The organism is Alloalcanivorax sp. C16-1 (genome assembly GCF_046507805.1).
Taxonomy (GTDB): domain Bacteria; phylum Pseudomonadota; class Gammaproteobacteria; order Pseudomonadales; family Alcanivoracaceae; genus Alloalcanivorax.
Map to the genome: position 1 here is coordinate 1,040,361 of NZ_JBKFTK010000001.1, position 26,605 is coordinate 1,066,965.

24 protein-coding genes are annotated in these 26,605 nt (G+C 65.3%); 11 read left to right on the forward strand and 13 right to left on the reverse strand.

The window, feature by feature from the left end:
• The first annotated feature begins 60 nt into the window (after nt 1-60).
• A complete protein-coding gene (locus ACLD0W_RS04980) occupies nt 61-1,455 on the forward strand; it encodes an FAD-binding oxidoreductase (protein ID WP_410306382.1) in 1,395 nt (464 codons plus the stop codon).
• Nucleotides 1,448-2,119, forward strand: a complete 672-nt coding sequence (locus ACLD0W_RS04985; RefSeq protein ID WP_410306383.1) for a fumarylacetoacetate hydrolase family protein — start codon at nt 1,448-1,450, stop codon at nt 2,117-2,119. Before ACLD0W_RS04980 ends, ACLD0W_RS04985 begins: the two co-directional genes overlap by 8 nt.
• A gap of 14 nt (nt 2,120-2,133) precedes the next feature.
• On the opposite strand, the gene ACLD0W_RS04990 is transcribed toward ACLD0W_RS04985, so the two are convergent.
• From ACLD0W_RS04990 to ACLD0W_RS05015, 6 genes are all read right to left on the reverse strand, one after another.
• Entirely contained in the window at nt 2,134-2,688 is a 555-nt protein-coding gene (locus ACLD0W_RS04990) for an ATP-dependent zinc protease (RefSeq protein WP_410306384.1), read from the reverse strand.
• A 19-nt stretch (nt 2,689-2,707) separates the two neighbouring features.
• Nucleotides 2,708-4,579 (reverse strand): MFS transporter, encoded by a 1,872-nt coding sequence (locus tag ACLD0W_RS04995; protein ID WP_410306385.1) that lies wholly within the window; start codon nt 4,577-4,579, stop codon nt 2,708-2,710.
• Complete coding sequence (locus ACLD0W_RS05000) at nt 4,576-5,217, reverse strand: TetR/AcrR family transcriptional regulator (RefSeq protein WP_410306386.1); 642 nt, start codon at nt 5,215-5,217, stop codon at nt 4,576-4,578. The genes ACLD0W_RS04995 and ACLD0W_RS05000 overlap by 4 nt, the downstream gene beginning before the upstream one ends.
• A gap of 91 nt (nt 5,218-5,308) precedes the next feature.
• A complete protein-coding gene (locus tag ACLD0W_RS05005) occupies nt 5,309-5,929 on the reverse strand; it encodes an acyltransferase (RefSeq protein ID WP_410306387.1) in 621 nt (206 codons plus the stop codon).
• Between the two features lie 52 nt (nt 5,930-5,981).
• On the reverse strand, nt 5,982-6,704 hold the full coding sequence (locus ACLD0W_RS05010; protein ID WP_410306388.1) for a glutamine amidotransferase: 723 nt from the start codon (nt 6,702-6,704) through the stop codon (nt 5,982-5,984).
• 92 nt (nt 6,705-6,796) lie between these two features.
• Entirely contained in the window at nt 6,797-7,357 is a 561-nt protein-coding gene (locus ACLD0W_RS05015) for a DNA-3-methyladenine glycosylase I (RefSeq protein ID WP_410306389.1), read from the reverse strand.
• Nucleotides 7,358-7,472: 115 nt separating this feature from the next.
• Between ACLD0W_RS05015 and glyQ the strand changes: the two genes are divergently transcribed.
• Both glyQ and glyS read left to right on the forward strand, forming a co-directional pair.
• Nucleotides 7,473-8,459 carry a glycine--tRNA ligase subunit alpha gene (glyQ, locus tag ACLD0W_RS05020; RefSeq protein ID WP_410306390.1) on the forward strand — a complete coding sequence of 329 codons (987 nt, stop codon included), beginning with the start codon at nt 7,473-7,475 and terminating at the stop codon, nt 8,457-8,459.
• A complete protein-coding gene (gene glyS / locus ACLD0W_RS05025; protein WP_410306391.1) occupies nt 8,456-10,534 on the forward strand; it encodes a glycine--tRNA ligase subunit beta in 2,079 nt (692 codons plus the stop codon). Before glyQ ends, glyS begins: the two co-directional genes overlap by 4 nt.
• On the opposite strand, the gene ACLD0W_RS05030 is transcribed toward glyS, so the two are convergent.
• Genes ACLD0W_RS05030 through ACLD0W_RS05040 form a run of 3 tightly spaced genes read right to left on the reverse strand, consistent with a single transcriptional unit; the run spans nt 10,515 to nt 15,092 of the window.
• Complete coding sequence (locus tag ACLD0W_RS05030; RefSeq protein WP_410306392.1) at nt 10,515-13,016, reverse strand: ATP-binding cassette domain-containing protein; 2,502 nt, start codon at nt 13,014-13,016, stop codon at nt 10,515-10,517. The genes glyS and ACLD0W_RS05030 overlap by 20 nt on opposite strands.
• On the reverse strand, nt 13,013-13,897 hold the full coding sequence (locus ACLD0W_RS05035; RefSeq protein WP_410306393.1) for a branched-chain amino acid ABC transporter permease: 885 nt from the start codon (nt 13,895-13,897) through the stop codon (nt 13,013-13,015). The genes ACLD0W_RS05030 and ACLD0W_RS05035 overlap by 4 nt, the downstream gene beginning before the upstream one ends.
• Before the next feature lie 10 nt (nt 13,898-13,907).
• Nucleotides 13,908-15,092, reverse strand: coding sequence for an ABC transporter substrate-binding protein (locus ACLD0W_RS05040; RefSeq protein WP_410306394.1), 1,185 nt, complete (start codon nt 15,090-15,092; stop codon nt 13,908-13,910).
• Between the two features lie 278 nt (nt 15,093-15,370).
• Between ACLD0W_RS05040 and ACLD0W_RS05045 the strand changes: the two genes are divergently transcribed.
• From ACLD0W_RS05045 to ACLD0W_RS05075, 7 genes are all read left to right on the forward strand, one after another.
• Entirely contained in the window at nt 15,371-15,811 is a 441-nt protein-coding gene (locus ACLD0W_RS05045) for a nuclear transport factor 2 family protein (protein ID WP_410306395.1), read from the forward strand.
• Nucleotides 15,808-16,707 (forward strand): polysaccharide deacetylase family protein, encoded by a 900-nt coding sequence (locus ACLD0W_RS05050; RefSeq protein WP_410306396.1) that lies wholly within the window; start codon nt 15,808-15,810, stop codon nt 16,705-16,707. The genes ACLD0W_RS05045 and ACLD0W_RS05050 overlap by 4 nt, the downstream gene beginning before the upstream one ends.
• Complete coding sequence (locus ACLD0W_RS05055; protein WP_410306397.1) at nt 16,704-17,468, forward strand: GntR family transcriptional regulator; 765 nt, start codon at nt 16,704-16,706, stop codon at nt 17,466-17,468. Before ACLD0W_RS05050 ends, ACLD0W_RS05055 begins: the two co-directional genes overlap by 4 nt.
• 96 nt (nt 17,469-17,564) lie before the next feature.
• Nucleotides 17,565-18,359 (forward strand): SDR family NAD(P)-dependent oxidoreductase, encoded by a 795-nt coding sequence (locus tag ACLD0W_RS05060; RefSeq protein WP_410306398.1) that lies wholly within the window; start codon nt 17,565-17,567, stop codon nt 18,357-18,359.
• A gap of 46 nt (nt 18,360-18,405) precedes the next feature.
• Nucleotides 18,406-18,957 (forward strand): D-glycero-beta-D-manno-heptose 1,7-bisphosphate 7-phosphatase, encoded by a 552-nt coding sequence (gmhB, locus tag ACLD0W_RS05065; RefSeq protein ID WP_410306399.1) that lies wholly within the window; start codon nt 18,406-18,408, stop codon nt 18,955-18,957.
• Nucleotides 18,954-19,715, forward strand: a complete 762-nt coding sequence (locus tag ACLD0W_RS05070; RefSeq protein ID WP_410306400.1) for a lysophospholipid acyltransferase family protein — start codon at nt 18,954-18,956, stop codon at nt 19,713-19,715. Before gmhB ends, ACLD0W_RS05070 begins: the two co-directional genes overlap by 4 nt.
• Before the next feature lie 86 nt (nt 19,716-19,801).
• The gene (locus ACLD0W_RS05075) at nt 19,802-20,167 is read left to right on the forward strand and encodes an H-NS family nucleoid-associated regulatory protein (protein WP_410306401.1); all 366 of its coding nucleotides are present in this window, start codon (nt 19,802-19,804) and stop codon (nt 20,165-20,167) included.
• A 54-nt stretch (nt 20,168-20,221) separates the two neighbouring features.
• Here ACLD0W_RS05075 and gyrB read toward each other — a convergent pair whose 3' ends face one another.
• The 4 genes from gyrB to dnaA form a co-directional block, all read right to left on the reverse strand.
• Nucleotides 20,222-22,636 carry a DNA topoisomerase (ATP-hydrolyzing) subunit B gene (gene gyrB, locus ACLD0W_RS05080; RefSeq protein ID WP_410306402.1) on the reverse strand — a complete coding sequence of 805 codons (2,415 nt, stop codon included), beginning with the start codon at nt 22,634-22,636 and terminating at the stop codon, nt 20,222-20,224.
• 9 nt (nt 22,637-22,645) lie between these two features.
• Entirely contained in the window at nt 22,646-23,743 is a 1,098-nt protein-coding gene (recF, locus tag ACLD0W_RS05085) for a DNA replication/repair protein RecF (RefSeq protein ID WP_410306403.1), read from the reverse strand.
• 75 nt (nt 23,744-23,818) lie between these two features.
• The gene (gene dnaN / locus ACLD0W_RS05090; protein WP_410306404.1) at nt 23,819-24,919 is read right to left on the reverse strand and encodes a DNA polymerase III subunit beta; all 1,101 of its coding nucleotides are present in this window, start codon (nt 24,917-24,919) and stop codon (nt 23,819-23,821) included.
• 29 nt (nt 24,920-24,948) lie between these two features.
• Nucleotides 24,949-26,340 carry a chromosomal replication initiator protein DnaA gene (gene dnaA / locus ACLD0W_RS05095; RefSeq protein WP_410306405.1) on the reverse strand — a complete coding sequence of 464 codons (1,392 nt, stop codon included), beginning with the start codon at nt 26,338-26,340 and terminating at the stop codon, nt 24,949-24,951.
• Nucleotides 26,341-26,605 lie beyond the last annotated feature (265 nt).

The following is a 26,605-nucleotide window of genomic DNA, read 5'->3' on the forward strand; positions in this document are numbered from 1 at the left end:
ATGAGACCCATCCCGCTGATCGTTGTCTTCAAGTCGACTTGAACAAGCCTGGAGTTGCCTATGACCGCCCTGGCCCATGCCGCGCTGGACCAATTGACCGAGCTGCTCGGCAGCCGCTGCCTGACCGATGCGGAGAGCGCGGCGCGCTACGGGGTGGACTGGACCAAGGTGTGGGCGCCGGCGCCCTGCGCCGTGGTGCTGCCCGAGACCGCCGAGGAGGTGCAGCAGATCGTCGAGATCGCCAACGAGCACGGCCTGCCCCTGGTGCCCTCCGGCGGCCGCACCGGCCTGTCGGCGGCGGCGGTGGCCGCCGACGGCGAGCTGGTGGTGGCGTTCGACCGCATGAACAAGATTCTCGACTTCAACGAGTATGACCGGGCCGTCACCGTGCAGCCCGGCGTGGTCACCCAGCAGCTGCAGGAATTCGCCGAACAACAGGGCCTGTTCTACCCGGTGGACTTCGCCTCCGCCGGCTCCAGCCAGATTGGCGGCAACATCAACACCAACGCCGGCGGCATCAAGGTGATCCGCTATGGCATGACCCGCGACTGGATTTCCGGGCTCAAGGTGGTCACCGGCCGGGGTGATCTGCTGGACCTGAACAAGGGCCTGATCAAGAACGCCACCGGCTACGATCTGCGCCACCTGTTCATCGGCTCCGAGGGCACCCTGGGCTTCGTGGTGGAGGCCACCGTGCGCCTGACCCGGCCCCCCCGGGATCTGACCGCCCTGGTGCTGGGCGCGCCGGGCTTCCGCGAGGTGATGAAGGTGCTGCACGCCTTCCAGAAGGACATCGACCTGACCGCCTTCGAGTTTTTCTCCGACAAGGCCATGGGCCATGTGCTGCAGCACGGCGTGGCGGCGCCGTTCGACACCGAATGTCCGTTCTACTGTCTGCTGGAGTTCGAGCAGCTGTCCGAGCAGGTCGGCGAGCGCGCCATGGAAATCTTCGAGCACTGCGTGGAGCAGGGCTGGGTACTGGACGGCGTGATGAGCCAGTCCCTGGGCCAGCTGGAGCAGCTCTGGCAGCTGCGCGAACGGATCTCCGAATCGATCGCGCCGCACACGCCCTACAAGAACGACATCTCGGTGACCATTTCCAAGGTGCCGGATTTCGTCGAGGACGTGGACAAGGTGGTGCAGGACGCCTACCCGGATTTCGAGATCGTCTGGTTCGGCCATATCGGCGACGGCAACATGCACCTGAATATTCTGAAACCGGCGGACCTGGCCAAGGAAGAATTCTTCCAGCGCTGCGGCGAGGTCTCCAAATGGGTGTTCGAGATCGTGGCGCGCTACAACGGCTCGATCTCCGCGGAGCACGGCGTGGGCATGACCAAGAAACCTTACCTGGGTTACTCGCGCAGCGAGGAAGACATCGACGCCATGAAGGCCATCAAAACGGTGTTCGACCCCAACAACATCATGAATCCCGGGAAGCTGTTCGATGTCTGAGCGTTACGTACACCGCTGGATCGACGGGTCGGAAATGGACCTGCCGGTGGGCAAGATCGTCTGCGTGGGCCGCAATTACGCGGACCATGCCCGGGAGCTCGGCAACGAGGTGCCGGACTCGCCGCTGCTGTTCATGAAAGGCGCCAACGCGCTGTGCACCCTGCACGAACCGCTGGCCCTGCCCCAGGGGCAGGGCGAGGTGCACCATGAAGTGGAAATGGTGGTGATGATCGGCAAGCGCCTGAGTGGCGAAACCGATCTGGACGTGATCCGCTATTCCATCGCCGCCTACGGCGTGGGTCTGGATCTGACCCTGCGCGACGTGCAGGCGCGGCTCAAGGAAAAAGGGCAGCCGTGGGAGCGGGCCAAGGCCTTCGACGGCGCCGCGCCGGTGTCCGGCTTCGTGGACGCCCGCGGTATTTCCGTGCGGCAGAATCTGGAAGTGTCCCTGGAGATCAACGGCGAGATGCGGCAGCACGGCCACACCGGCCAGATGCTGTTTCCCACCTTTGAATTGATCGCCGACATCAATCGGGTGTTTACCCTGGAGCCCGGCGATCTGGTGTTCACCGGCACCCCCGCCGGCGTGGGTCCCCTCAACGGCGGTGATACCTTCACCGCCCGTCTCGGGAATATTCTTCAGGTGTTCGGCCGGGTCGCCTGACCCGGCCGGCGGACTCAGTCACCGATGTCCTCATCGGTGTTGTCCTTGTCGAATTCCTGCACCGGGCTGTCTTCATCGCATTTGGGTTCGTGCATGAAGGTGTTGGTCACATCCACCACGCCCAGATGCTGGATGGTGCGACGGCCGATCAGCACCGGGTAGATCATGTCGCTGCGGTTATCCAGGCCGAACTGCTCTTCATAGATGGTGTTGCCGAAGCAGATTTTCATCAGCACCACCGCCCGGTCGTCCTTGCCGCCGGCGCCGCGCACGGTCAGATCACGATAGATCGGACGCTCAAAGGTTTCGCTGACCACTTCCTTTTCTTTCTGGTCTTCCACCTTCACCTTGAAGCGCACCCATTCCTCGCCGTCTTTCTCGAACCGCTCCACGTTCACCGCGTGCAGGGAAGAGGTCAGCGCACCGGTATCGAGCTTGGCCTTGACCTTCGCGCCCATGGGTTCGAGCGTGGCGTTTTCCACCCAGCCGAATACGTTCTGAATCTCCGTATTGGCCTGAGTGATCGAAGCGCCCAGCAAAAGGCCGATCACGATAAAAATCCGTCGCATAACATTCCTCATTGTAGTGTCAGGGTTGTTCTCGCAGGGCCAGCACACGGCGGCGCATGTCTTCCGGTTCGACCGCTTGCGGCGGCACCGGTTCACCGGCGCTCAGCACCACCCGCGACCAGAACCGCCGGGGCAGCCGGGTCAGCGCACGCCCGCCCTTGTGGCTGAAGAAGCTACCCCATAGACCGGAAAGTGCCATAGGAATCACCGGCACGGGGGTTTCCTTTACAATTTTTTCCAGGCCATTGCGGAATTCACCCACCTCACCGTCCGCGGTCAACTGGCCTTCCGGGAACAAACACACCACCTGGCCGGCGGCCAGTTCCTCGCGGATTCGGCGGAAGGCTTCCTCGTACACGTCGGGGTTGCGCGACTTGCCGTCGATGGGGATCGCCTTGCCACCCCGGAAGATCAGGTTCATCAACGGCAGGTCATAGATCGGCTTGAACATGACGAAGCGCACCGGGCGCCGTACCGAGCCGCCGAGCAGCAGCGCGTCCACGTAGCTCACATGGTTGCACACCAGCAGGCAGGGGCCCTGGTCGGGAATGTTTTCCAGGCCCTTGCGCTTGATCCGATAGAGCACGTTGGTGAGCATCCACACCAGCAGGCGGATCAGAAACTCCGGCACCACCGTATAGATGTAGGCGGCCACCACCACGTTGAGGAGCGCCAGCACCAGGAAAAACTGGGGCACGGTGAACTCCAGCAAGCCCACCAGCACGATGCCGGCGGCGGCGGACAGCACCATCAGCAGAGCGTTGAGAATGTTGTTGGCGGCGATGATGCGCGCCAGATGGCGCGGGTCCGAGCGCTGCTGGATGAACGCGAACAGGGGCACGATGTAGAAACCACCGAACACGCCGATGCCGAGCAGGTCCACCAGCACCCGCCAGCCGGCGGGCGCCTGCAGAAAGGCGCCGATGCCCAGCTCCACGCCCTTGGGCAGGCCGGCGTAGGAGAAAAACAGATCCACGCCGAACAGGCTCAGCCCGATGGAGCCCAGCGGCACCAGCCCCAGTTCCACCTGCCGGCCGGACAGCTTCTCGCACAGCCAGGAACCCAGCCCGATGCCCACCGAAAAGGTGCCCAGCAGCAGTGCGTAGAGCCCGTCGGTGCCGAGCAGATAATCGTCCACGTACACCTTGAGCTGGGTGGTGTAGGCGGCGCCCAGAAACCAGAACCAGGAAATCCCCAGCACGCACATCCACACCGACTTCACATCGCGGGCGTAGCCGACGATGCGCCAGGTCTCCTTCCACAGGTTCCAGTCCAGCCGGCTGCCCGGGTCCGCCGCCGGCGCCGAGGGGATGCCCCGCGCCGCCAGGTACCCCAGCAGCGCCAGACCCACCACGGCGGTGGAAACGATCGCCGGGCTGGCGGCGTCCATTTTCAGCAACACGCCGGAAATGGAGCCCAGCAGGATCGCCAGGAAGGTGCCCATCTCCACCAGGGCGTTGCCGGTGACCAGCTCCCGGGGCCCCAGATGCTGGGGAATGATCGCGTACTTGATGGGCCCGAAGAAGGTGGATTGCAGCCCCATCAGGAACAGCACCGCCAGCAGAAAATAGACGCTGCTGAAGAAAAAGCCGGCGGCGGCGCAGCCCATGATCAGCACCTCGGCCAACTTGATGCGTCGCACCAGCATGGCCCGGTCGTATTTGTCCGCCACCTGCCCGGCCAGGGCCGAGAACAGAAAGAAGGGCAGGATGAACAGCGCCAGGGCCACGTTGTTGAGGGTGTTCACTTCGGTGCCGGCCACCACGCCACTGGCGATCAGCAGAATCAGCGCCTGGCGGAACACATTGTCGTTGAAGGCGCCCAGAAACTGGGTAAAGAAGAACGGCCCGAAACGCCGTTTACCGAGCAGGGAAAAGGTCCCGTCCTTCATGGGCGTGCCCCTCCGTGGCCGTCTCGCGGCACGTTATTGGTGGCGGCGGACCAGTCCGCCAGATAGTGCCGCAGCAGCGAGTCCACCATTTCCCGGGGATCCACGTCACCGGCCACGTCCAGTTTTTCGCCCAGGTACAGCACGCAGATGCCGTGCAGGCTGCCCCACAGGGTGCGGGCGCCGAGCATCCGCTCGCGGTCCGTGGCCCAGGGCGCCAGCCGCTCCAGTTGCTGCTCCACCATCAGGAACAGGCTGCGGGTGCGCCGCTGATACCAGCCCGGCACCGGCGCCCCCTGGTTCATGCGGTGCTCGAACACCAGCCGCCAGAGCGGCGTCTGCGCCCGGGACAGCTCCAGATAGTGGTGGGCCATGGCGATCAGAGCCGCCCGCGGGTTCTCCATGGTGGTGGCGGCGTCCATGCGGTCCAGCAGGGTGTCCAGGGTGTCGGCGTTGACGTGCAGGATCAGGTCATCCAGGTTTTCGAACAGGTGGTAGAGCATGGCCGGGGCATAGCCCAGCCGCCGGGCCACCTCGCGGACGCTGAGCTTTTCCAGGCCCTGCTCGGCCACCAGGGTGCGCACCGTGCCGATGGCCAGGGCGCGCAGTTCCGGTTTGCTGTGTTCGTTGCGTCGTGCCATGGCGGATCCCATCCGTCGCTTGAAGACTCGATGGCGGGCATTATAACGATGATTGATGAACGGTGTTCAAGAGAAAAATACCGGCCCGGTTTCAGGACTCCGCCGGCGCGCCGGGCCGGCGGCCGATGGGCCGGGCCGGGTTGCCGGCGACAAGGGTCCAGGGCGGCACGTCCCGGGTCACCACCGCCCCCATGCCGACCACCGCATGGTCGCCGATGGTGACGCCATCCACCACCCCGACCCGGGCCCCCAGCCACACATCCCGACCGATCACGATGCCCCGGGAGGTCACCGGCTGTTCGCGCACCAGGCTCTCCGCGCGCAGGCCGTGGTCGAAGGCGTACAGGGTGGCATAGGCGGCGATGCGGGTATGGTCACCGATGACGATGCCGGCGGCGCCGCCTTCCAGCGTCACATGATGATTGAGACTGACGTGTTCCCCCAGGGTCAGCGGGCCGTGCAGCATACAGTCGGCGGCGATGTGGCTGTGATCGCCGATCACGATGTCACGGCCCGGTTCCGCGAACAGGCGCGCCTGGGGCGCCACAAAACAGTGCGCGCCAAAGCGCACCGTCTCCAATCTGGACCATTCCTCCTGCAGCGCCCGCTGCCAGGGTTCCGCCCAGGCCCGGTGGCGCGGCTTCAGGCGCGGGTACAGCCAGGGCATGTAAGCCAGGCGCTGCTTGTGCTGGTCGCGGTAGGGGTCGGTCATGGGCATCCGGGCTCGTCTTTGCCCCGCATGCTACACCAATCGATGATCCGGCTCAGGCGGCGGCGGGCACCACATGCGACGCGAAATGGCCGAGCAGGGACGACGCCTGCGGGCACTCGCGCACCCGGGGCAGGGTGTCGTCCACCTGCTGGTTCGAGAGCAAGGCGCCGCGCTGGGCCTGCAGATAGGCGCGGGTCACGTCGGCGCTGAATTCCGGATGGAACTGGCAACCCCAGACCTGATGGCCGTAGCGAAACGCCTGGCAACTGTCGTGGCCGTTGCTGGCCAGCACGTCCACGCCGGGGGGCGCCACCAGCACCGACTGGCGGTGCATCATCTGCGCCCAGGGCTGATCCCAGAGCCCGGCGAACAGGGCGTCGGTGCGCGCCGCCGCCGTCAGCCGCAAGGCCACGGTGCCCGCTTCCATGCCCAGCGGGTGGTCGTCCACGTCACCGCCCAGGGTGCGGGCCAGCAGTTGATGCCCGAAGCAGATGCCCAGCATCGGCGGTGCCTCGGCGCGCCCCAGGGCGTCCTCCAGCCAGCGCATCAGCCGGCGCATCCAGGGGGCTTCATCGGTGAGCATGGCATGGGAACCGGTGATCACCACGCCGGCGGCTTCCGCCGGGTGGGGCAGGGCGTCGCCATCCAGGGCGTCCACCACGCGTACCGGGGTATGTTCGCCCAGGCCGTTGCTTATCCAGTGTTCAAAATCCCCGTAGTGCTGTCGCAGGGTCGGGAAGGTGGAGCCGGTTTTCAGAATCAATACAGGTTTCATGGGTGCCTCCGTTCAGGAGGTTCCCCAGCAAAGGGCGTACCAGCTTCGGTGAAGAAGGTGTAAAAGCTGCGTGACGTTTGGTGTTCTGTGATTCAGGCCAGATCCCGGTGCCGCGGGCAGCTCACCAGATGGTCGTTGACCAGCCCGGCGGCCTGCATGAACGCGTACATGATGGTGGGACCGACAAAGCGGAAGCCGCGCTTCTTCAGGTCCTTGCTCATGGCCTCGGCGGTGGGCGTCACCGCCGGCACCTCGGCGAGGCTTCGAAAGCGGTTAACGCGCGGTTCACCGTCCACGAAGTCCCAGAGCAGCGCCGCCGGGTCGATGCCCGCCTCTTGCAGCTCCAGCCAGGCGCGGGCGTTGTCCACCGCCGCGCGCATCTTCAGCCGGTTGCGGATCAGACCCGGGTCCTGCAGCAGGCCCGCCACCTTGGCGTCGTCGTAGCGGGCCACCTTGCGCGGGTCCAGGTTGTCCATGGCCCGGCGGTAGTTGTCGCGTTTGCGCAGCACCGTGATCCAGCTGAGACCCGCCTGGGCGCCTTCCAGGATCAGGAATTCGAACAGCCGGTCGGCATCGCGCTCGGGCACGCCCCACTCGTTGTCGTGATAGGCCACGTAGAGCGGGTCGGTGCCGCACCAGGGGCAGCGTTCCATGGGTGAAACCCTCCTCGGAAGAACCGGAGCACGGTATCACCGGCCCCTGGGGGACGCTATACTTGCCCCCCTCATTTTCAATGCTCGGCGATCGGAACGAACAACGGGAATCACCATGGCGGATCAACCGCAAGCGGACGTAAGCACCTTCCAGGGCCTGATTCTGGCCCTGCAGCAATACTGGGCCCAACAGGGCTGCGTGGTCGTGCAGCCCCTGGACATGGAAGTGGGCGCGGGGACCTTTCACCCCAGCACCTTCCTGCGCGCCATCGGCCCGGAGAACTGGAACAGCGCCTATGTGCAGCCCTCCCGGCGGCCCACCGACGGCCGCTACGGCGAGAACCCGAACCGGCTGCAGCACTATTACCAGTTCCAGGTGGTGCTTAAACCGTCCCCGGACAACATCCAGGAGCTGTACCTGGATTCCCTGCGCCAGCTCGGCTTCGATCCGCTCACCCACGACATCCGCTTCGTCGAGGACAACTGGGAATCGCCCACCCTGGGCGCCTGGGGCCTGGGCTGGGAAGTGTGGCTCAACGGCATGGAGGTGACCCAGTTCACCTACTTCCAGCAGGTCGGCGGCATCGACTGCTACCCGGTCACCGGCGAGATCACCTACGGCCTGGAACGGCTGGCCATGTACATCCAGGGCGTGGATTCGGTCTACGACCTGGTCTGGTCCAAGGGCCCGTCCGGCACCGTCACCTATGGCGACGTGTTCCTGCAAAACGAGGTGGAGATGTCCACCTTCAACTTCGAGTACGCCAATGTGGAAGCGCTGTTCGGGCAGTTCGATCTGTTCGAGGCGGAGTCCACCAAGCTGATCGAGGCGGGCCTGCCGCTGCCCGCCTATGAATACGTTCTAAAAGCCTCCCACACCTTCAACCTGCTGGACGCGCGCAAGGCGATCTCGGTCACCGAGCGCCAGCGTTTCATTCTGCGCGTGCGTACCCTGGCCCGGGCCGTGGCCCAGGCCTACTTCGATGCCCGCCGCAAGCTGGGCTTCCCGATGGCCGACGCGGACATCCGCGAGGAAGTGGAAGCGCAACTCCGGCAGCAGGATCAGAAGGCGGCGAAGAAACAGAAGGGGGGCAAACAATGAGCCAGCAACGGGATCTGTTGATCGAACTGGGTACCGAGGAACTGCCGCCCAAGGCCCTGCCGGCCCTGAGCGCCGCCCTCACCGAGGAGCTGGTGCGCCAGCTCGACGACGCCGGCCTCGGCCACGGGGCCGTGGAAAGCTTCGCCGCGCCGCGCCGTCTGGCGGTGCTGGTGCGCGACCTGGACGCCCGCCAGCCGGATCGTCAGGTGGAGCGTCTGGGCCCGGCGGTGCAGGCCGCCTTCGATCAGGACGGCAACCCCACCAAGGCCGCCGAGGGTTTCGCCGCCTCCGTGGGCCTGACCGTGGACCAGCTGGACCGCCAGCAGACCGACAAGGGCGAGCGCCTGTTCGCCCGGCTGGAGGAATCCGGCCGCGCGGTCACCGAGCTGGTGCCGGACTTCGTCACCCAGGCGGTAAACAAGCTGCCGATTCCCAAGCGCATGCGCTGGGGCCGCCGCAAGGTGCAGTTCGTGCGCCCCGCCCATTGGCTGGTGGCCCTGTTCGGCAGCGAGGTGATCGAGTTCGAGCTGCTGGATCAGAAAGCCGGCCGCGCTTCCTACGGCCATCGCTTCCACGCGCCGGACGCCATCGAGCTGGCCGAGGCGGGTGACTACGCCACCCGCCTGGAACAGGACGGCAAGGTAATCGCCGACTTCGCCCGCCGCCGGGAACTGATCCGCCAGCAGGCGGAGAAGGCCGGCCGCGACGCCGGCGGTGAAGCGCGCATCGACGACGACCTGCTCAACGAGGTCACCGCCCTGGTGGAATGGCCGGTGGCCCTGGCCGGCCGCTTCGACGAGGACTTCCTGCGCGTGCCCCAGGAGGCGCTGATCAGCGCCATGGAAGAGCACCAGAAGTACTTCTCGGTGCTGGACGCGGACGGCAAGCTGACCCCCACCTTCATCACCATCAGCAACATCGAGTCCCGCGATCCCAAACAGGTGATCGCCGGTAACGAGAAGGTGATCCGCCCGCGTCTGGCGGACGCCGCCTTCTTCTACGACAACGACTGCCGCAAGCCGCTGGAACAACACGCCCAGGGCCTGGCCCAGGTGGTGTTCCAGCAGCGGCTCGGTACGCTCGCCGACAAATGCGAGCGTATCGGTGCCCTGGCCGGCGTGATCGCTGGTCATATTGGTGGCGACGAGCAACTGGCGCGCCGCGCCGGCGCGCTCTGCAAGGCCGATCTCAACAGCGAGATGGTCTACGAGTTCGACACCATGCAGGGCATCATGGGCTACTACCTGGCCCGCAACGAAGGGCTGCCGGAGGAACTGGCGGAGGCCCTGCACGAGCAGTACCTGCCGCGCTTCGCCGGGGACAGCCTGCCGCACACCAAAACCGGCCAGGCGGTGTCCCTGGCGGACAAGATCGACACCCTGGTGGGCATCTTCGGCATCGGCCAGACCCCCAGCGGCACCAAGGACCCCTACGCCCTGCGCCGGGCCACCCTGGGCATTCTTCGCATCATCATCGAAGGCGGTCTGGATCTGGATCTGCGCGACCTGCTGGCACAGGCGGCGGCGCAGCTGGAAGGCCGCATCGACGCCGGCCAGGTGGACGAGGCGTTCGAATTCGTGAAGGGCCGCTACCGGGCCATGTACCAGGAGCAGGGCATCGCCACTCCGGTGATCCTGTCGGTGCTGGCCATCGACGAGGCCTGCCGCCGGCCGCTGGACTTCGACCGCCGGGTGAAAGCCGTGGCCGCCTTCCAGCAACGGGAAGAAGCCGCCGCCCTGGCCGCCGCCAACAAGCGCGTGTCCAATATTCTCGCCAAGCTGGAAGAGGCACCGCCGGAGGAAATCGACGGCGCCCTGCTGGAAGACGAAGCGGAACAGACCCTCACCGATCTGGTGGTCAACGCCTACGAACGCAGCGAGCCGCTGCTGGAGGCCGGCGACTACGAGGCGGTGCTGGCCCTGCTGGCGGAACTGCGCGAGCCGGTGGACGCCTTCTTCGACACCGTCATGGTGATGGCCGAGGACCCGGCGGTGCGGGGCAACCGCCTGGCCCTGCTCAGCTTCCTGCGCGATCTGTTCCTGAACGTGGCCGACATCAGCCTGCTGCAGGAGTAGAAGCCCCCAGGTAGGCGTCCGCCAGCTCCGGGCTGGCGGCGATGTCCCGGGCGCTGCCCTCGGCCATTACCCGGCCGCCTTCGATGACATAGGCGCGGTCCGCCAGGGACAGGGCCAGCGCCGCCATCTGGTCCACCAGCACGATGGTCATGTTCTCCCGACGCAATTGATCCAGCGCCGCGAACAGCTCGTCGATGATCTTCGGCGCCAGCCCCAGGGACGGCTCGTCCAGCAGCAGCACCCGGGGCTTGCTCATCAGCCCCCGCGCCACCGCCAGCATCTGCTGCTCGCCGCCGGACAACAGCCCGGCGCGCTGATGGCGCCGCTCGCGCAGCCGCGGGAAGCGCTCGAACATTTCCTCCAGCCGCGTCTCCCGGTCCGCCGGACACAGGAAGGCACCCAGCCGAATGTTGTCCTGCACCGACAGCTCCGCAAACACCTGACGCCCCTCCGGCACCAGCACCAGGCCCTGGCGCACGATGGCCTCGGCGGGCATTTTTTCCAGTGCCTGGCCGTCCAGGTGCACACCGCCGGCCTGCACCGGATGCAGCCCGGCCAGAGCACGCATCAGGGTGGATTTGCCGGCGCCGTTGGCGCCCAGTAGCGCCACCATTTCTCCCTGGCGCACCTTCAGGCTGATGCCGTGCAGCACCGGTTCGGCGCCGTAGCCGGCCACCAGCTTGTTGACGCCCAGCCATTCCGGACCGGTGCGTGGCGGCCGTTCCGCCACCGGCCGCGCTTCATCCAGATCCTCGCCCAGGTAGGCGCGGCGCACCGCCGGGTCGGCGCGTACCTGCTCCGGTTTGCCGGCGGCCAGCAGACGGCCGGTGTCCAGCACCACCACCTGATCGGACACCCGCATCACCAGTTCCATATCGTGCTCCACCACCATCACCGCCACGCCGGCGTCGGCGATGGCGCGCAGCAGCGCCGCCAGCCGGTCGGTGTCTTCCCGGGACAGGCCCGCCGCCGGTTCGTCCAGCAGCAGCGCGTCCGGATCGGTGGCCAGGGCGCGGGCGATCTCCACCAGCCGCCGGTCCACATGGGGCAGTTGCGAGGCGGGCACGTCCAGCGGGCCCTGATAGCCGCAGAACGCCAACAGACCGGCGGCCCGTTGCCGTGCCGCTTTGGACAGGTAGCGGCGCGCGCCGAGCAGGTTGCCGAGCCGGCCCCGGCAGGCGGCCAGGGCCACGTTGTCGGCCACCGACAGGGTGTCGAACAACTGGGAGGTCTGATAGGTGCGGGCCACGCCGTGGCGGGCGATGCGGAACGCCCGGCCGGCGCCCAGGGTGCGCTCACCGAGGGCGAAGTGGCCGGCGGTGGGCGGGTAGAAGCCGCTCACCATGTTCAGCACCGTGGTCTTGCCGGCGCCGTTGGGGCCAATCAGGCTGGTCACCGCCGCCGCCGGCACCTCCATGGTCAGGTCGCTGACCGCGCGCACCCCGCCGAAGGTCATGCTCAGTCCATTAAGACGCAGCCCCTGGCGCCGCCGTTCGGAAAGCGCGAGACCGGCGGCGACCGCCGCCGCCCGGGTTCGGCTCACACCGCCGCCGGTGCGCAGCCGCGCCAGCAGGTCCGCGCCCAGGCCGATCAGACCATTCGGCGCCACCAGCAACACCACCAGCAGCAGGCCGCCGAAGAACAGCAGCCGGTAGGCTTCCAGGGTGGCCAGCAGTTCCGGCAGCATGCCGAGGATGGCGGCGCCGATCACCGGCCCGATCACCGAGCCGGCACCGCCCACGATCACCACCAGCACGAACAGGATCGACTGCATAAAGCTGAAGGTGTCCGGCGTCACGAAGCCGGCCAGCGGCGCGAACAGGCCACCGGCCAGGCCGGCCAGACCGGCCGACACCATGAACGCCACGGTCTTGATTACCAGCGGCCCCAGGCCCACCGACTCGGCGGCGGTTTCGCTGTCCTTTACCGCGCGCATGGCGGCGCCCCAGGTGCCCCGAGCCAGCAGCGTATAGGCGACCAGCGACGCGGCCAGGGTGAGCAGCGCCAGCACCGCCACGGTTTGTTCGATGCTCCAGTCCGCGCCCAAGGAGGGCGCGGCGATGCCCATGATGCCGTTCTGGCCACCGGTGAGCCCTTCCATCTCGATGATGGCGTGCTGGACGATAAAGCTGAACGCGATGGTGACCATGGCCAGGTAGGGCCCTTTCACGCGCAGGGCGGGCAGGGCCAGAACCAGGCCGGCCACGGTGGCCACCAAAGCGCCGGCCAGCCAGGCCGGCCAGAACGACCAGCCCGCCTGGCTGGTAAGAATCGCCACCGTATAAGCGCCGATGGCGTAGAAACCCACATGGCCGAAGGAGATCTGGCCGGTGAGCCCGAGCAGCACGTTGAGGCCCACGCCGACAATGGCGATCAGCGCCACGTTGGCCAGCACGTAGACGTAGTAGCTGTTGAGAAAAAAGACCATCACCAGGGCGGCGACCAGCACCGCCAGGCCGGCCGGAATCGACAGGCGCTTCATACCTTTTTCACCTCCGCGCGGCCGAACAGGCCGTTGGGCCGCAGGGCCAGCGCCACGATCACCAGCCCGAAGGTGATGATGTGGGTGTAGCCGGAACCCAGGGTCATGGTGATCACGCTTTCCGCCACGCCGAACAGCAGACCGGCGATCATCACCCCCCAGGCGCTGGTGATGCCGCCCAGGATGGCCACGGAAAAGGCTTTCAGGCCGAACAGGGTGCCCATGTCCGAGTTCACGTTGGCCAGTGGCGCGATCATCATGCCGGCCACCCCGGCCAGCACCGTGGACAGGGCGAAGGCGCCGGCCACCGCGCGGCCGATGGGGATGCCCATCAGCCGGGCGGCGTCGCGGTTCTGGCTGGTGGCCAGCAGGGCGCTGCCCCAGCGGGTGCGGCGCGCCACCAGATGCAGGGCGGCGGCCAGCGCCAGCCCCACCAGCGGAATGATCAATTGCAGCGGGTACACGCTCAGGCCCAGCCCGCCCACTTCCACCGGCGACACCGCCAGGGAAGAGGGCAGGCTGCGCGGCTCCTTGCCGAAGGTGTGCATCACCACGTTATCGAGCACGATGCCCAGGGCCACCGTGGACATCAGCCAGGCATCGGAACCACGGCGCACGAACGGCCGTACCGCCAAACGCTCCACCAGCAGGCCGTACACCGCGCACAGCGCCAGCGCCGCCGGCACCGCCAGCCCGATGGGCCAGTCCAGGGTCTGGGCGAAGGTGTAGCACAGCACCGCCCCCAGCATCATCGAGCTGCCCTGGGCGAAGTTCACCGTGCCCGAGACCGCGAAGGTGATGTAGAAGCCCAGGGCCATGAGACCGTACATGCTGCCCATGCCCAGGCCACTGATCAGCGCCGATACCAGCTGCGTGTCCATAGTGTTTCCGTCAGTCGCTCAGCCCAACCGGCACGATGCGGTTGTCGATGAATTGCGCCCACACATAATCCTGCGGGCCCAGGGCGTCGTGCTGTTCCTTGGAGAACGGGCTTTGGTAGGTTTTGATCAGGCCCGGGTAGGTGCCGATCTGGTAATAGCCCTCGCGGATGGCGTCGCCGTCGGTGGAACCGGCGTTTTCAATGGCCAGCGCGGTCAGGTGCATGGCGTCATAGGCGTTGGCCACGCCCACCGCCGGGGTGATGTCCTGCGGGCCGTTGATGTCGTCGTACTTGTCCTTCAGCGCGGCGATCACCTTTTTGCCCACTTCGGACTGGTCGCCGAAGAAGCTGTAGGTCTGCACGAAATGGACTTTCTCGGCGCCGGGACCGGCCAGCTCGGTGAAGCGACCACCGGCGGGGCCCCAATGGGACACGATCGGCACGTCCCAGCCCATGCGGCGCAGGGATTTCACCACCTGGGCGGAGGGGCCCACGTTGCCCACCAGGGCAATGGTATCGGCGCCGGCGTCGCGCAGGCGGGTGAGCTGCGGCACCACGTCGATGGCGTCGCCGTCGAATTTTTCACTGCCGGCGGGCTTCATGCCCTTGGCGTCCAGCGCCGCCACCAGACCCTTGTGGTTGGACTCACCCCAGGGGTTGTTGATCATCAGCAGGCCGAATTTTTCCGAGCCGAAGGTTTTCTGGGCGTACTCCACCATGGCCACGTCCACCAACTCGTCCATGGCGGACACCCGGAACGCGAAGTTGGGATCGGCGCCGTTCTTGGTGATCGGCGTGCCCGCCGCCCAGGGATCCATGAAGGGCATCTTCGCCTGGTTGGCCAGCGGCACGATGGCCAGCGCCACCGGCGTGTCGAGCCCGCCGAACAGCACCGCCACCTTCTCCTTGTGGATCAGTTCGCGGGCAGCCACCACGCCTTTGGCCGGGTTGGACTCGTCGTCTCGGCGCACCAGCACCAGTTCGCGGCCGTCGAGCACGCCGCCGCCGGCGTTGATTTCGTCGATGGCCAGTTGCACGCCACGGGAGATGGCCTGGCCGGCCAGGGCCGACTGCCCGGACAGGGCGGTGATCAGGCCGATCTTCACCGGCTCCGCCGCCACGGCGGCGCGCCACGGCAGCACGGCCAGCAGCGCGGTGAGCGCGGCGGCCATTAAAACGCGAGAGATACGCAACATGGGATTCCCCCTTCAGGTGTTGGGATGGAACGGAGCGCGGCGCCTGCAGCCGATCCGCTCCACCGACAACGCAAAGCCCGTGCCATGTTGCGGATTTCAGCTATCGGGCACGTAAATTGCTTTAATTTCTGGCGTCACTTAAACCTTTAATTGTCGACAAAAAATCCCCGGATCGCGGCGGATTCATACCGCCGCCCGGCGCCCCGGAACGGGCCCCGGATCGCCACCGGCCCACGGGTTCGGCGCGCACAGGCAAGGGGCAAGAAGGAGATCCGACCATGGACAACGCACCAGAGTGGAACAGCGACACACCGATTCGCGACCCCGCCGCCCTGATCGATACCTATCTGACCATCCTCATGAAACCGGACCCGGACACCGCCCGCCAATTCGTGGCGCCGGACCTGGTGATCCGCTTTACCGGCAACCGGTCCATGACCGACCCGGCGGAATGCACGGCCTTTAATCGCCACCGCTACGGCTGGGTGAAGAAGCGCTTCGAGGCCACCGAGGTGGTGGCCGGCGGCACCCTGGCGCGGGCGGTGGTTTACAACATCGGCACCCTGTATGGGGAATGGCCGGACGGCACGCCTTTTGAAGGCAACCGTTATGTGGACCGGTACCTGGTCCGCGACGGACGGATTACCGAAATGGACGTGTGGAACGACAGCGCCGAATGGCTGCTGATCCGCGCCGGCCTGGCCCAGGACGCCTCATGAACGAAACACAGCCCTTCGCCCCCTTGGCCGACCACGGCCGCTTCGATTACCAGGGCATCGAGCAGCGCCCGGACTATCACTGGCCCGGCGGCAAGCGGCTGGCGGTGTACCTGGGATTCAACCTGGAACACTTCGCCTTCGGCGAGGGCATGGGCGCCCAGCTCGGCGCCCGGTTCGCCGAGCCGGACGTGCTCAACTACGCCTGGCGGGAGTACGGCAACCGGGTGGGTGCCTGGCGCTGCCTGGAACTGTTCGACGCCCTGGGCCTGCCCGCCGGCACCATCGCCAACACGGCGCTCTACGATCACTGCCCGGAACTGCTGGACGCCTGCGCCGCCCGTGGCGACGAACTGATCGCCCACGGCCACAGCAACGCCACCTACCAGGGAACGCTGGAGGAGGAGCAGGAAAAAGCCTTGCTGGAACATTGCCGCGAGCGCATGGCGGCGGCCTCCGGTACCGCCCCGTCCGGCTGGCTGTCGCCGTGGATCGGCGAATCCCGGCGCACCCCGGACCTGCTGGCGGAAACCGGCTACCGCTATACCCTGAACTGGTGCCATGACGATCAGCCGGTGCGCATGCGCACCCGCGACGGGCGCGGGCTCTGGGCGATCCCTTATCCCCAGGAGGTGAACGACATTCCGATGATCATCGCCCGCAAGCTGGACGCCCGGGCGTTCGCCGATATGATCGTGGATCAGTTCGACGAGATGCTGACGCAGTCGGAACGGCAGCCGCTGGTGATGGGCATCGCCCTGCACCCGTATTTGATGGGGCAACCCTACCGGCTGCGGCATCTGCGCCGGGCCCTGACCCATATCGCCGCGCACCGGGACGCGCTGTGGCTGACCACCCCCGGCGCCATCTGCGACCACATGGACGGTCTGTTTCTATGAACGCTACCGCCCCCAAGGGCCGGGGCCGCCCCAAGGTCCGCCCCCAGGCCCTGGCCGGCCAGGCGCCGGCGGCCCGTGAAAAGCCCGCCGACAAGGAGCAGCGGATCTACGCCGCCATCGTCGACCGGGTCATGGAACAACGGCTCAAACCGGGCACCCGCCTGCCGGAAGCCGCCCTGTGCGAACTGTTCGGCGTGGGCCGGACCCTGGTTCAGAAAGTGCTGCAGCGGCTTGCCCACGACCACATCGTGGAACTGCGGCCCAACCGCAGCGCCATCGTCGCCATGCCCAGCCGCGAGGAGGTGGGCAAGCTGTTCGAGGCCCGCCGGGCCCTGGAAGCGGCGGTGCTGCCGCTGGTGGCCGCCCACGCCAGCCGCGCCGATTACGCCTCCCTGCGCCGCCAGTTGCGCAAGGAACAGAACGCCATGCACCGTTACGCCCAGACCGAGTGGGCGGGCCTGGCCAGCGCCTTTCATTTGCGGTTGGGGGAGTTGTCCCGCAACCCCATGCTGCATCGCTATCTGTCGGAAATCATTTCCCGCTGCTGCCTGGTGGTGGCCCTGTTTCAGCCACCGGGCAACGCCACCTGCGAACACGATGAGCACGGGCGGGTGGTGGATTGTCTGGAAGCCGGCGACGTGGCCGGCGCCCAACGCGAGAACGACCGCCACCTGCGGGATCTGGAAGCCCACCTTCAGCTGATCGAGGAAGACACGGATCTGAGCCTGGCGGATATGCTGGGTCTGCCCGGCCGCTCTTGAGATCGCCGATGGCCGTCGCCACTAGACAGGGAGACGCACTCGTCGTCGAGTGCACCGACAGCAGCAAGCCACCGACAGCAACAAGGGAGTGTCAGCATGCGTATTGATCTGTCCGGCAAGAAAGCCATTGTTTCCGGGTCCACCGCGGGCATCGGCTTCGGCATCGTCCAGGGCCTGGCGGCCGCCGGCGCCGAGGTGGTGATCACCGGCCGCACCCGCCAGCGCGTGGATCAGGCCATCGAGCGGCTCAAGGCCGACCTTCCCGACGTTACCGCCCACGGCGTGGAAGCGGACCTGGGCACCGCCGAAGGGTGCCAGGCGTTGATCGACGCCCATCCGCAAGCGGATATTCTGGTCAATAACGTGGGGATTTTCCGGCCCACGCCGTTTTTCGATATTCCCGACGAAGACTGGGAGCAGTTTTTCCAGGTTAATGTGATGAGCGCGGTACGCCTGTCCCGCCACTACGCCCAGGGTATGAAACAACGGGACTGGGGCCGGGTGCTGTTCCTGTCCAGCGAATCGGCGCTCAATATTCCCACCGAAATGGTCCACTACGGCATGACCAAGACCGCCGTGCAGTCCATCTCCCGGGGCCTGGCCAAGGTGCTCAGCGGCACCAACGTGACGGTCAACGCGGTGCTGCCCGGGCCCACCCGCTCCGAAGGCGTGGGCAAAATGCTGCATGAAATGGCCGAGGAAAAAGGGCTGTCCGAGCAGGAGATGGAAGAACGCTTCGTGAAGGAAAACCGTCCCAGCTCCATTATTCAACGGGTCGCCGACGTGGAGGAAGTGGCCAATATGGTGGTCTATCTGGCGTCGCCGCAGGCCTCCGCCACCACCGGCGCCGCCCTGCGCGTGGAAGGCGGGATCGTCGATACCATGGCCTGATCAGCGAGCGGCGCCGCGGCGGGGCCCGGCTGGTATACTCGCCGCCATGACCAATAAGCTGATTATTCTCGATCGCGACGGCGTCATTAACGAAGACTCCGACGCCTACATCAAAACACCGGACGAATGGCAGCCGCTGCCCGGCAGCGCGGACGCCATCGCCCGGCTCAACCGGGCCGGCTACCGGGTGGTGGTGGCCACCAACCAATCCGGGCTGGCGCGCGGCTTGTTCGACGCCGCCACCCTGGAGGCCATTCACGCTCGTATGGTCGGCCATCTCGCGCAGGCCGGCGCCCACCTGGACGGCATCTACGTCTGCCCCCATGGCCCGGACGACGGCTGCGACTGCCGCAAACCCGCCGCCGGGCTGATCGACCAAATTGTTGCCGATTATGGCGAGGTGGCCGGGGTGCCCCTGGTTGGTGATAGTCTCAGGGACCTGCAGGCCGGGGTTGCCCGGAGCTGCCGCCCGGTCCTGGTGCTCACCGGCAAGGGCCGGCGCACCCTGGACAAGGGCCTGCCCGAAGACCTGGGCCCGGTGGCGGTGTATGACTCCCTGGCCCGCTTTGTCGATCAGTTTCTCAAGGATGCTTCATGAACCCACCCGCCGGCGCTCGCCGCGCCACTCCGGGCATCGTCATTCGCAGTGTGTTGTTTTTTATTCTCTATAACCTGGCCGGCGTCATTCACAGCTTTTTCTGCGTGCTGATCGGGCCATTTTTACCGTTTCATAAACGTTACCGTTTCGTGAATCTGTGGACCGGCTTTTCCATCCTGTTGCTGCGCCATCTGAACGGCGTGCGGGTCCGCGTCGAGGGCCGCGAACATTTGCCGGCGGGCGGCTTCGTGGTACTGGCCAACCACCAGAGCAGTTGGGAAACCTTCTTTTTACAACTGTTGATTTCCCCCCAGGCCACGGTGCTGAAACGGGAATTGTTGTGGTTACCGTTCTTTGGCTGGGGGCTGGCGTTGCTGCGGCCGATCCGCATCGACCGGGGCAAGGGCAGGGCGGCCTTGAAGGCCCTGCTCAGCCAGGGCACGGCGCGTCTGCACGAAGGTATTCCGGTGGTCATTTACCCGGAAGGTTCCCGGCAATCACCGGGCACGCTCGGTCATTTTAATCACGGCGGCGCTTTGCTGGCCTGCCGCGCCGGCGTACCGGTGGTGGCCATGGCGCACAACAGTGGTGACTGCTGGCCGGCCCGCTCCTGGTTGCGCTTTCCCGGTGAAATCACCCTGCGTATCAGTCCGGTGATTAATACCGATGGCAAGGACGCAAAAACCGTGACCGCCGCCGCCGAACAGTGGATTATTTATCACTATCCGGGACGGTTAAACAAAAATACAACGCCCTAATTGCGTTTTCCCGGGATAATACTTACAGTCGGCCGCGATAGCCGCTTATAAATCATGTTCGTCGCTACCGTTAAGGAACACCCGAAATGACCATTAATTTGGATGATTACTCCGTCGCCGATCTGGAAAAACTGATCCGCCAGGCGGAGCGCAAGCTCGAGAAAAAACGCATGGAAGCGGTGAAGAACGCCCAGGCGGAAATCAACAAGATCGCCAAGGATCTGGGCGTTTCCGTTGACGATCTGCTGGAAGAGAACAAGGGTCGCAAGAAGAAGACCACGGCACGCAAATCCACCACCCGCAAGAAGAAAGCGGGCGTGCGTAAGCCGGCCAAGATCAAATACCGCAATCCGAAGGACAGCTCCCAGACCTGGACCGGCCGTGGCAAACGCCCGGTGTGGCTGCGCGAAGCCGTGGAGCAGGGCGCCAAGCTGGAAGACTACGAGGTTTAAGCCCGCCTTGTTCGGCGCGACCGGCCCCGCCGGTCGCGCGTCCCTTCCGGTCGATCAGATATCCAGGTTGGACACCTGCAGCGCGTTGGACTCAATGAACCGACGACGCGGGTCCACGTCATCGCCCATCAGGGTGGTGAAGATCTGGTCGGCGGCGATGGCATCCTCCACCGTCACCTGCAGCATGCGCCGGGATTCCGGGTCCATGGTGGTTTCCCACAGCTGGTCCGCGTTCATCTCACCCAGCCCTTTATAGCGCTGCACACTGGTGCCGCGACGGGCCTGTTGCATCAGCCAGCTCAGGGCATCGGCGAAGTGGCGAATCGGTCGGCGGGTTTCCCCCCGTTCCACCGCCGCGTCCTCGGCCAGCAGACCTTCCAGGGTTTCCCCCAGGTGCTTGATGCGTTCGTAGTCCGGCGACTGCAGGAACTCCAGGGAGACCCGGTATTCGCGGGGCAGGCCGTGAGCGATGACTTGCACACGTGGCAGGAATAGACCCCGCTCCTTGTCTTCCTCGGCGCTCACCGTGAAGCTCTGGGTGGCGTCGGTGAGGGCGTCCACCCGGGCACCCAGGCGCTGACACCACTCATCCATGGCGGCCCGGTCGGACAATCGCTGTTCGTCCAGGGAGCCCATATAGATCATCTGCTCCAGCACCACCGCCGGGAACACCCGGGACTGGCGCTCGACGATGCGCATCACCTGCCGGTATTCCGCGATCAGCTTGGCCAGGGGCTCGCCGCTGACCGGCGGCGCGCCGTCACCGGGATAGAGCGCGGCCTTGTCCAGCGCCAGGGTGGTGAGGTAGTCCTCCAGGGCCGGGTCATCCTTGATGTAGGTTTCCTGCTTGCCCTTTTTCACCTTGTACAGAGGCGGCTGGGCGATATAGATGTGGCCGCGCTCGATCATCTCCGGCATCTGGCGGAAGAAGAAGGTCAGCAGCAGCGTGCGGATGTGGGAGCCGTCCACGTCCGCATCGGTCATGATGATGATGCGGTGGTAGCGCAGTTTGTCCGCGTTGTACTCGTCGCGACCGATGCCGCACCCGAGCGCGGTAATCAGGGTAGCTACCTCCTGGGAGGACAGCATCTTGTCGAACCGCGCCTTCTCCACGTTCAGGATCTTGCCCTTGAGCGGCAGGATGGCCTGGTACTTGCGGTCACGGCCCTGTTTGGCGGAACCGCCCGCGGAGTCACCCTCCACGATGTACAGTTCGGACAGCGCCGGGTCCTTCTCCTGGCAGTCCGCCAGCTTGCCGGGCAGGCCGGCGATATCCAGGGCGCCCTTACGACGGGTCATTTCCCGGGCTTTACGGGCCGCATCCCGGGCGCGGGCGGCGTCGATGATCTTCTGCACGATCATCTTGGCCTCGCCAGGGTGTTCCAGCAGGTAGTCCTGGAACCGCTCGGACATGGTCTGCTCCACCGCGGTCTTCACCTCGGAGGAGACCAGCTTGTCCTTGGTCTGGCTGGAGAATTTGGGGTCCGGCACCTTCACGGAGATCACCGCGGTCAGGCCTTCCCGGGCATCGTCCCCGGACGGGTTGGCTTTTTCCTTCTTGAGGAAGCCTTCCTTGTCCATGTAGTTGTTCAGGCTGCGGGTGAGGGCGGCGCGGAAGCCGGCCAGGTGGGTGCCGCCATCCCGCTGGGGAATGTTGTTGGTGAAGCAGAAGATGTTTTCCTGGTAGGAATCATTCCACTGCATGGCCACTTCCACGCCAATACCGTCTTCCCGGTCGATCTGGAAGTGGAACACCTCATTGAGGGCGCTTTTGCTCTGGTTCAGGTAGCTGACAAAGGCGCTCAGGCCGCCGTCGTACTGGAATACGTCCTCATCGCCGCTGCGCTCGTCCATCAGATGAATGCGCACGCCGGAATTCAGGAAACTCAGCTCCCGCAGGCGTTTGGCGAGGATATCGTAGTGAAACTTGATGTTGGTGAAGGTCTCCGGGGACGGGCGGAAATGCACGGCGGTGCCGGTGCTGTCGGTGCTGCCCACCACATCCAGGTCCTTCTGCGGCACGCCGTGATGATAGGTCTGCTCGTAGACGTTGCCATGGCGGCGGATAGTCAGCTTCAAGTGCTCGGAGAGGGCGTTCACCACGGAAACCCCCACGCCGTGCAGACCGCCGGACACCTTATAGGAGTTATCGTCGAACTTACCCCCGGCGTGCAGCACGGTCATGATCACCTGGGCGGCGCTCACACCCTCCTCGGGGTGCATGTCCACGGGGATGCCCCGACCGTTGTCCGACACGGAGACGGACTCATCCGGGTGGATGATTACCTTGATCTCCGAGCAATGGCCGGCCAACGCTTCGTCGATGGAGTTATCCACGATTTCGAAGACCATGTGGTGCAAACCGGTGCCATCGTCGGTGTCACCGATGTACATACCGGGACGTTTACGAACCGCATCCAGACCTTTGAGCACCTTGATGCTGGATGAATCGTAGTTTTTCTCCGCCATGTCCTAATCCTATGGGTCGTCCGATATCCGTCGAACACGGCCATGTTCCACGTGGAACATTCTTGCCGCTTCGCCCGTTTCCACCACCGCGGGGCCCAGTTGCTCCCGGTCCACCGCGGTAATTAATGTTTGGTGCGTGCCTTGGGCCAGAAAAGCCAGCAGGGTCGCCCGATGGTCCTGATCCAGCTCCGAGCCCAGATCATCCACCAGCAGGGTGCAGACTTTCCCCGCCGCCGCGATCAGCGGCAGCTGGGCCAGCATCAGGCCATAGGCCAGTATCTTGGCCTGCCCACGGGATACCCGATCCCGGGCCAGGGTGCCGCCCACGGTGATCTTCAGCTCCGAGCGATGAAACCCGGTTTGGGTGAACCCGCGACGCAGATCGTCTTCGCGGGTGCGGGTCAGAGCGTCCAGATAGGACTCCCCATCCCGAAGGCCGGTCTGCAGCGTCAGGTCACCTTTCAACTCCGGCGCCAGCAGTGCGAGGACCGCTTTCCATTCCACCTTCAAACGCTGCAAATACCCACTGCGTAACCCTTCAATACTACCAGAAGTCGCCGCCAGTTTCTGGTCCCAGTATGTCAGCTCCCGGGGGCTGATCCGGCGGCTGCGGAGCAGGGCATTGCGATGTTTCAGGGCCGTGTTCGCTTCCTTCCAGGCGGGAAGGAAAGAATGTTCCACGTGGAACATTCCCCAGTCCACGAATCGCCGGCGCAGAGCGGACGCCCCGAAGACCAGCTCCACCGACTGGGGATGCAACGCCAACACCGGCAGCAGGGCGGCCACGTCACTGAGTGCCCCCGGGGTGGCGCCGTTCAATTTCAGGGAGTCGATGCCGGACGGGGAGCGGCGCACGCCCAGCCGGTGCTCATGCTCCCCCTGGGCCACCCGCGCGAACAGCGTGGCCGCCGGAGCGCCGTCCCGCACCAGCCGCGACAGACGGCCACCACGAAACGAACGGCCGCCGCTGCCGATAAAATAAATCGCTTCCAGAAGACTGGTCTTGCCGCTGCCGTTATCGCCAAAAATCAGATTCAGGCCGGGCGCGGGAGCCAGCTCGGCTTCCCGATAATTACGGAAGTCGGTCAGTCGCAGATCGGTCAGCATGAACGGGGCAGGGGCGAGGGCGAAGAGAAGGGGAGCAACGGCCCGGCGGAGCCGCCGGGCCGGGTAATGAGAAAATCAGAGACGCATGGGCATGACCACATAAAGGGCCGCCTCGTGCTCCGGATCGGTGACCAGGGCACTGCTGTTGCTGTCGCCCAGTTCCAGCCGGGCCTGGGTGCCGTCCATGGTATTCAGCACGTCCAGCAGATAGCTGACGTTGAAGCCGATCTCCAGGGGGCCGCCGTCGAAATCCACGGACACTTCTTCCTCCGCTTCTTCCTGCTCCGGGTTATTGGCGACGATACGCAGGCTGCCCTCGGAGAGCTGCACTCGCACGCCGCGGTACTTCTCGTTGGAAAGAATCGCCACCCGGGCCAGGGCCTGGCGCAGGGTTTCCCGGTCGGCCAGCACCACGCGGGAGCCGTCCTTGGGAATCACCCGCTCGTACTCGGGGAACTTGCCGTCCACCAGTTTGGAGGTAAAGGTAATGGAGCCCGCTACGATCCGTACATGATTGCGACCCAGGGTCAGGCGCACGTTCTCCCCGGCGTCGGACAGAATGCGGGCCAGCTCCATCACGCCCTTGCGCGGCAGGATCACCGAGGCTTCCTCGCTCTGGCCTTCCATGGCGGCGTCGCACAGGGCCAGCCGGTGGCCGTCGGTGGACACCGCCCGCAGCATGCCCGGGCGCAGCTCGAACAACATGCCGTTGAGGTAGTAACGCACGTCCTGCTGGGCCATGGAGAAGGCGGTGTGGTCGATCAGGTCGCGCAGGGCGGACGGGGCGATCTCCAGCACCGAGCCGGCGTTGTCCTCGTCCTGGTTGGGAAACTCGGACGCGGGCAGGGTGGTCAGGGAGAAGCGGCTGCGGCCGGAGCGCACCAGCATGCGCTCGCCGTCCATCTCAAAGCGGATGTCCGCCTCCGCCGGCAGGCTCTTGGCGATGTCCACCAGCTTGCGGGCGGGTACCGTGGTTTCCCCACCCTGGTGCTCGCCTTCCAGCGGCAACCGGGCCACCAGCTCCAGTTCAAGATCGGTACCGGTCAGGGAAAGCTGACCGTCTCCCACTTCCATGAGCACATTGGACAGGACCGGCAACGTCTGGCGTTTTTCGACCACCGCGGCCACCTGCTGCAGCGGCTTGAGCAGTTGTTCACGGTTGATGGAGAATTTCATGTCTCGCTTTCCCGTTATCAGTGGATCCGTCAGGACGTCAGGGTCCTCAGGAGGTTCTGGTAATCTTCTTCTATTTCCGGGTTGGATTCCCGCAATTCCGCCACCTTGCGGCAGGCGTGCAGCACGGTGGTGTGGTCACGGCCGCCAAAACTTTCCCCGATCTCCGGCAGGCTGTGACTGGTCAATTCCTTGGACAGGGCCATCGCTACCTGGCGAGGCCGGGCCACGGACCGGGTGCGTCGCGGTGAATGCAGGTCCGGCACCTTGATTTTGTAGTATTCCGCCACGGTCCGCTGGATATTGTCGATACTGATCTGCCGGGCCTGCAAGGCAATCAGGTCCTTGAGCGCCTCCTTGATCAGACCGATGTCGATCTGGGCACCGGTGAAGCGCACATGGGCGATCACCCGGCGCAGGGCGCCCTCCAGCTCGCGTACGTTGGAACGGATGCGCTGGGCGATAAAGAAGGCCGCGTCGTTGGGCAGCTCCACCCGGGCTTCCTCGGCCTTCTTTTTGAGGATCGCCACCCGGGTCTCCAGCTCCGGCGGTTCCAGCGGCTGGGAGAGCCCCCAACCGAACCGGCTCTTGAGACGCTCTTCCAGGCCGTCCACTTCCTTGGGAAACTTGTCGCAGGTCAGAATGATCTGCTGGCCGTTTTCCAACAGGGCGTTGAAGGTATGGAAGAACTCCTCCTGGGACTGCTCCTTACCCGCAAAAAACTGAATATCATCGATCAGCAGCGCGTCCACCGACCGGTAGAAACGCTTGAACTCGTTGATGGTCTTGTTGCGGAGCGCCGAAATCATATCCGCCACGAACCGCTCGCTGTGCAGATAGACCACCTTGGCGTTGGGATTGCGCCGCAGCAGCTCATTGCCCACCGCGTGCATCAGGTGGGTCTTACCGAGCCCCACACCGCCATAAAGTAGAAGGGGGTTGTAGCCGTGGCTGGCCGGGTTCTCGGCGACCTGCTGGGCCGCCGCGCTGGCCATGCGGTTCGACTTGCCTTCCACGAAGGTGACGAACGTGAAGCTGGAATTGAGGTTGCTGCGGTGCTTGGCGGCGCCCCCCAGCTCCGGAGAGACCGCCCGCGGGCGCGGCTCCACCGACGGCGTGGCACGCCGCTCCGGTGAAGGGGCGGAGGGCTGGGCCGGCGGCGCCGGGCGGGACCGGGAACTGCCCACTTCCAGACGCACCTGGGGCAGGGGACCGGATTGCAACTCGCCCAGCACCTCGCCGATGCGTTCCAGGTATTTGTCGCGAACCCAGTCGACCACGAAGCGATTGGGCGCGAACAGGGTCATTTCTCCCCCGTCCGCGGACGCCGACACCTGCAGCGGTCGGATCCACATATTGAATTGCTGCGAAGGCAATTCGTCCTCCAGCCGCGTCAAACAGCGATGCCAAAGCTCCTCGGACACGTCCCCGCCTTTGCCTGAATCCATGAAATAAGACTGCGCATTCTATACCCCCACACGCCCAATTATCCACAGCTTGACCGGTGTTTTTCTTTTTGCGCCGGCTGTGGATAAGTGGGTCCACAACCCTGTGCGCGGGCGGGGCGATAACCCTGGGGATAACCTCGTGCATGAATCTGTTCCACAGTCATCGACAGGCTGTCCGCGTGTCGTCACCAGGGGTTACACACAGTTATAAGGCAGTTACCAACATGCCAACTCATTGAAT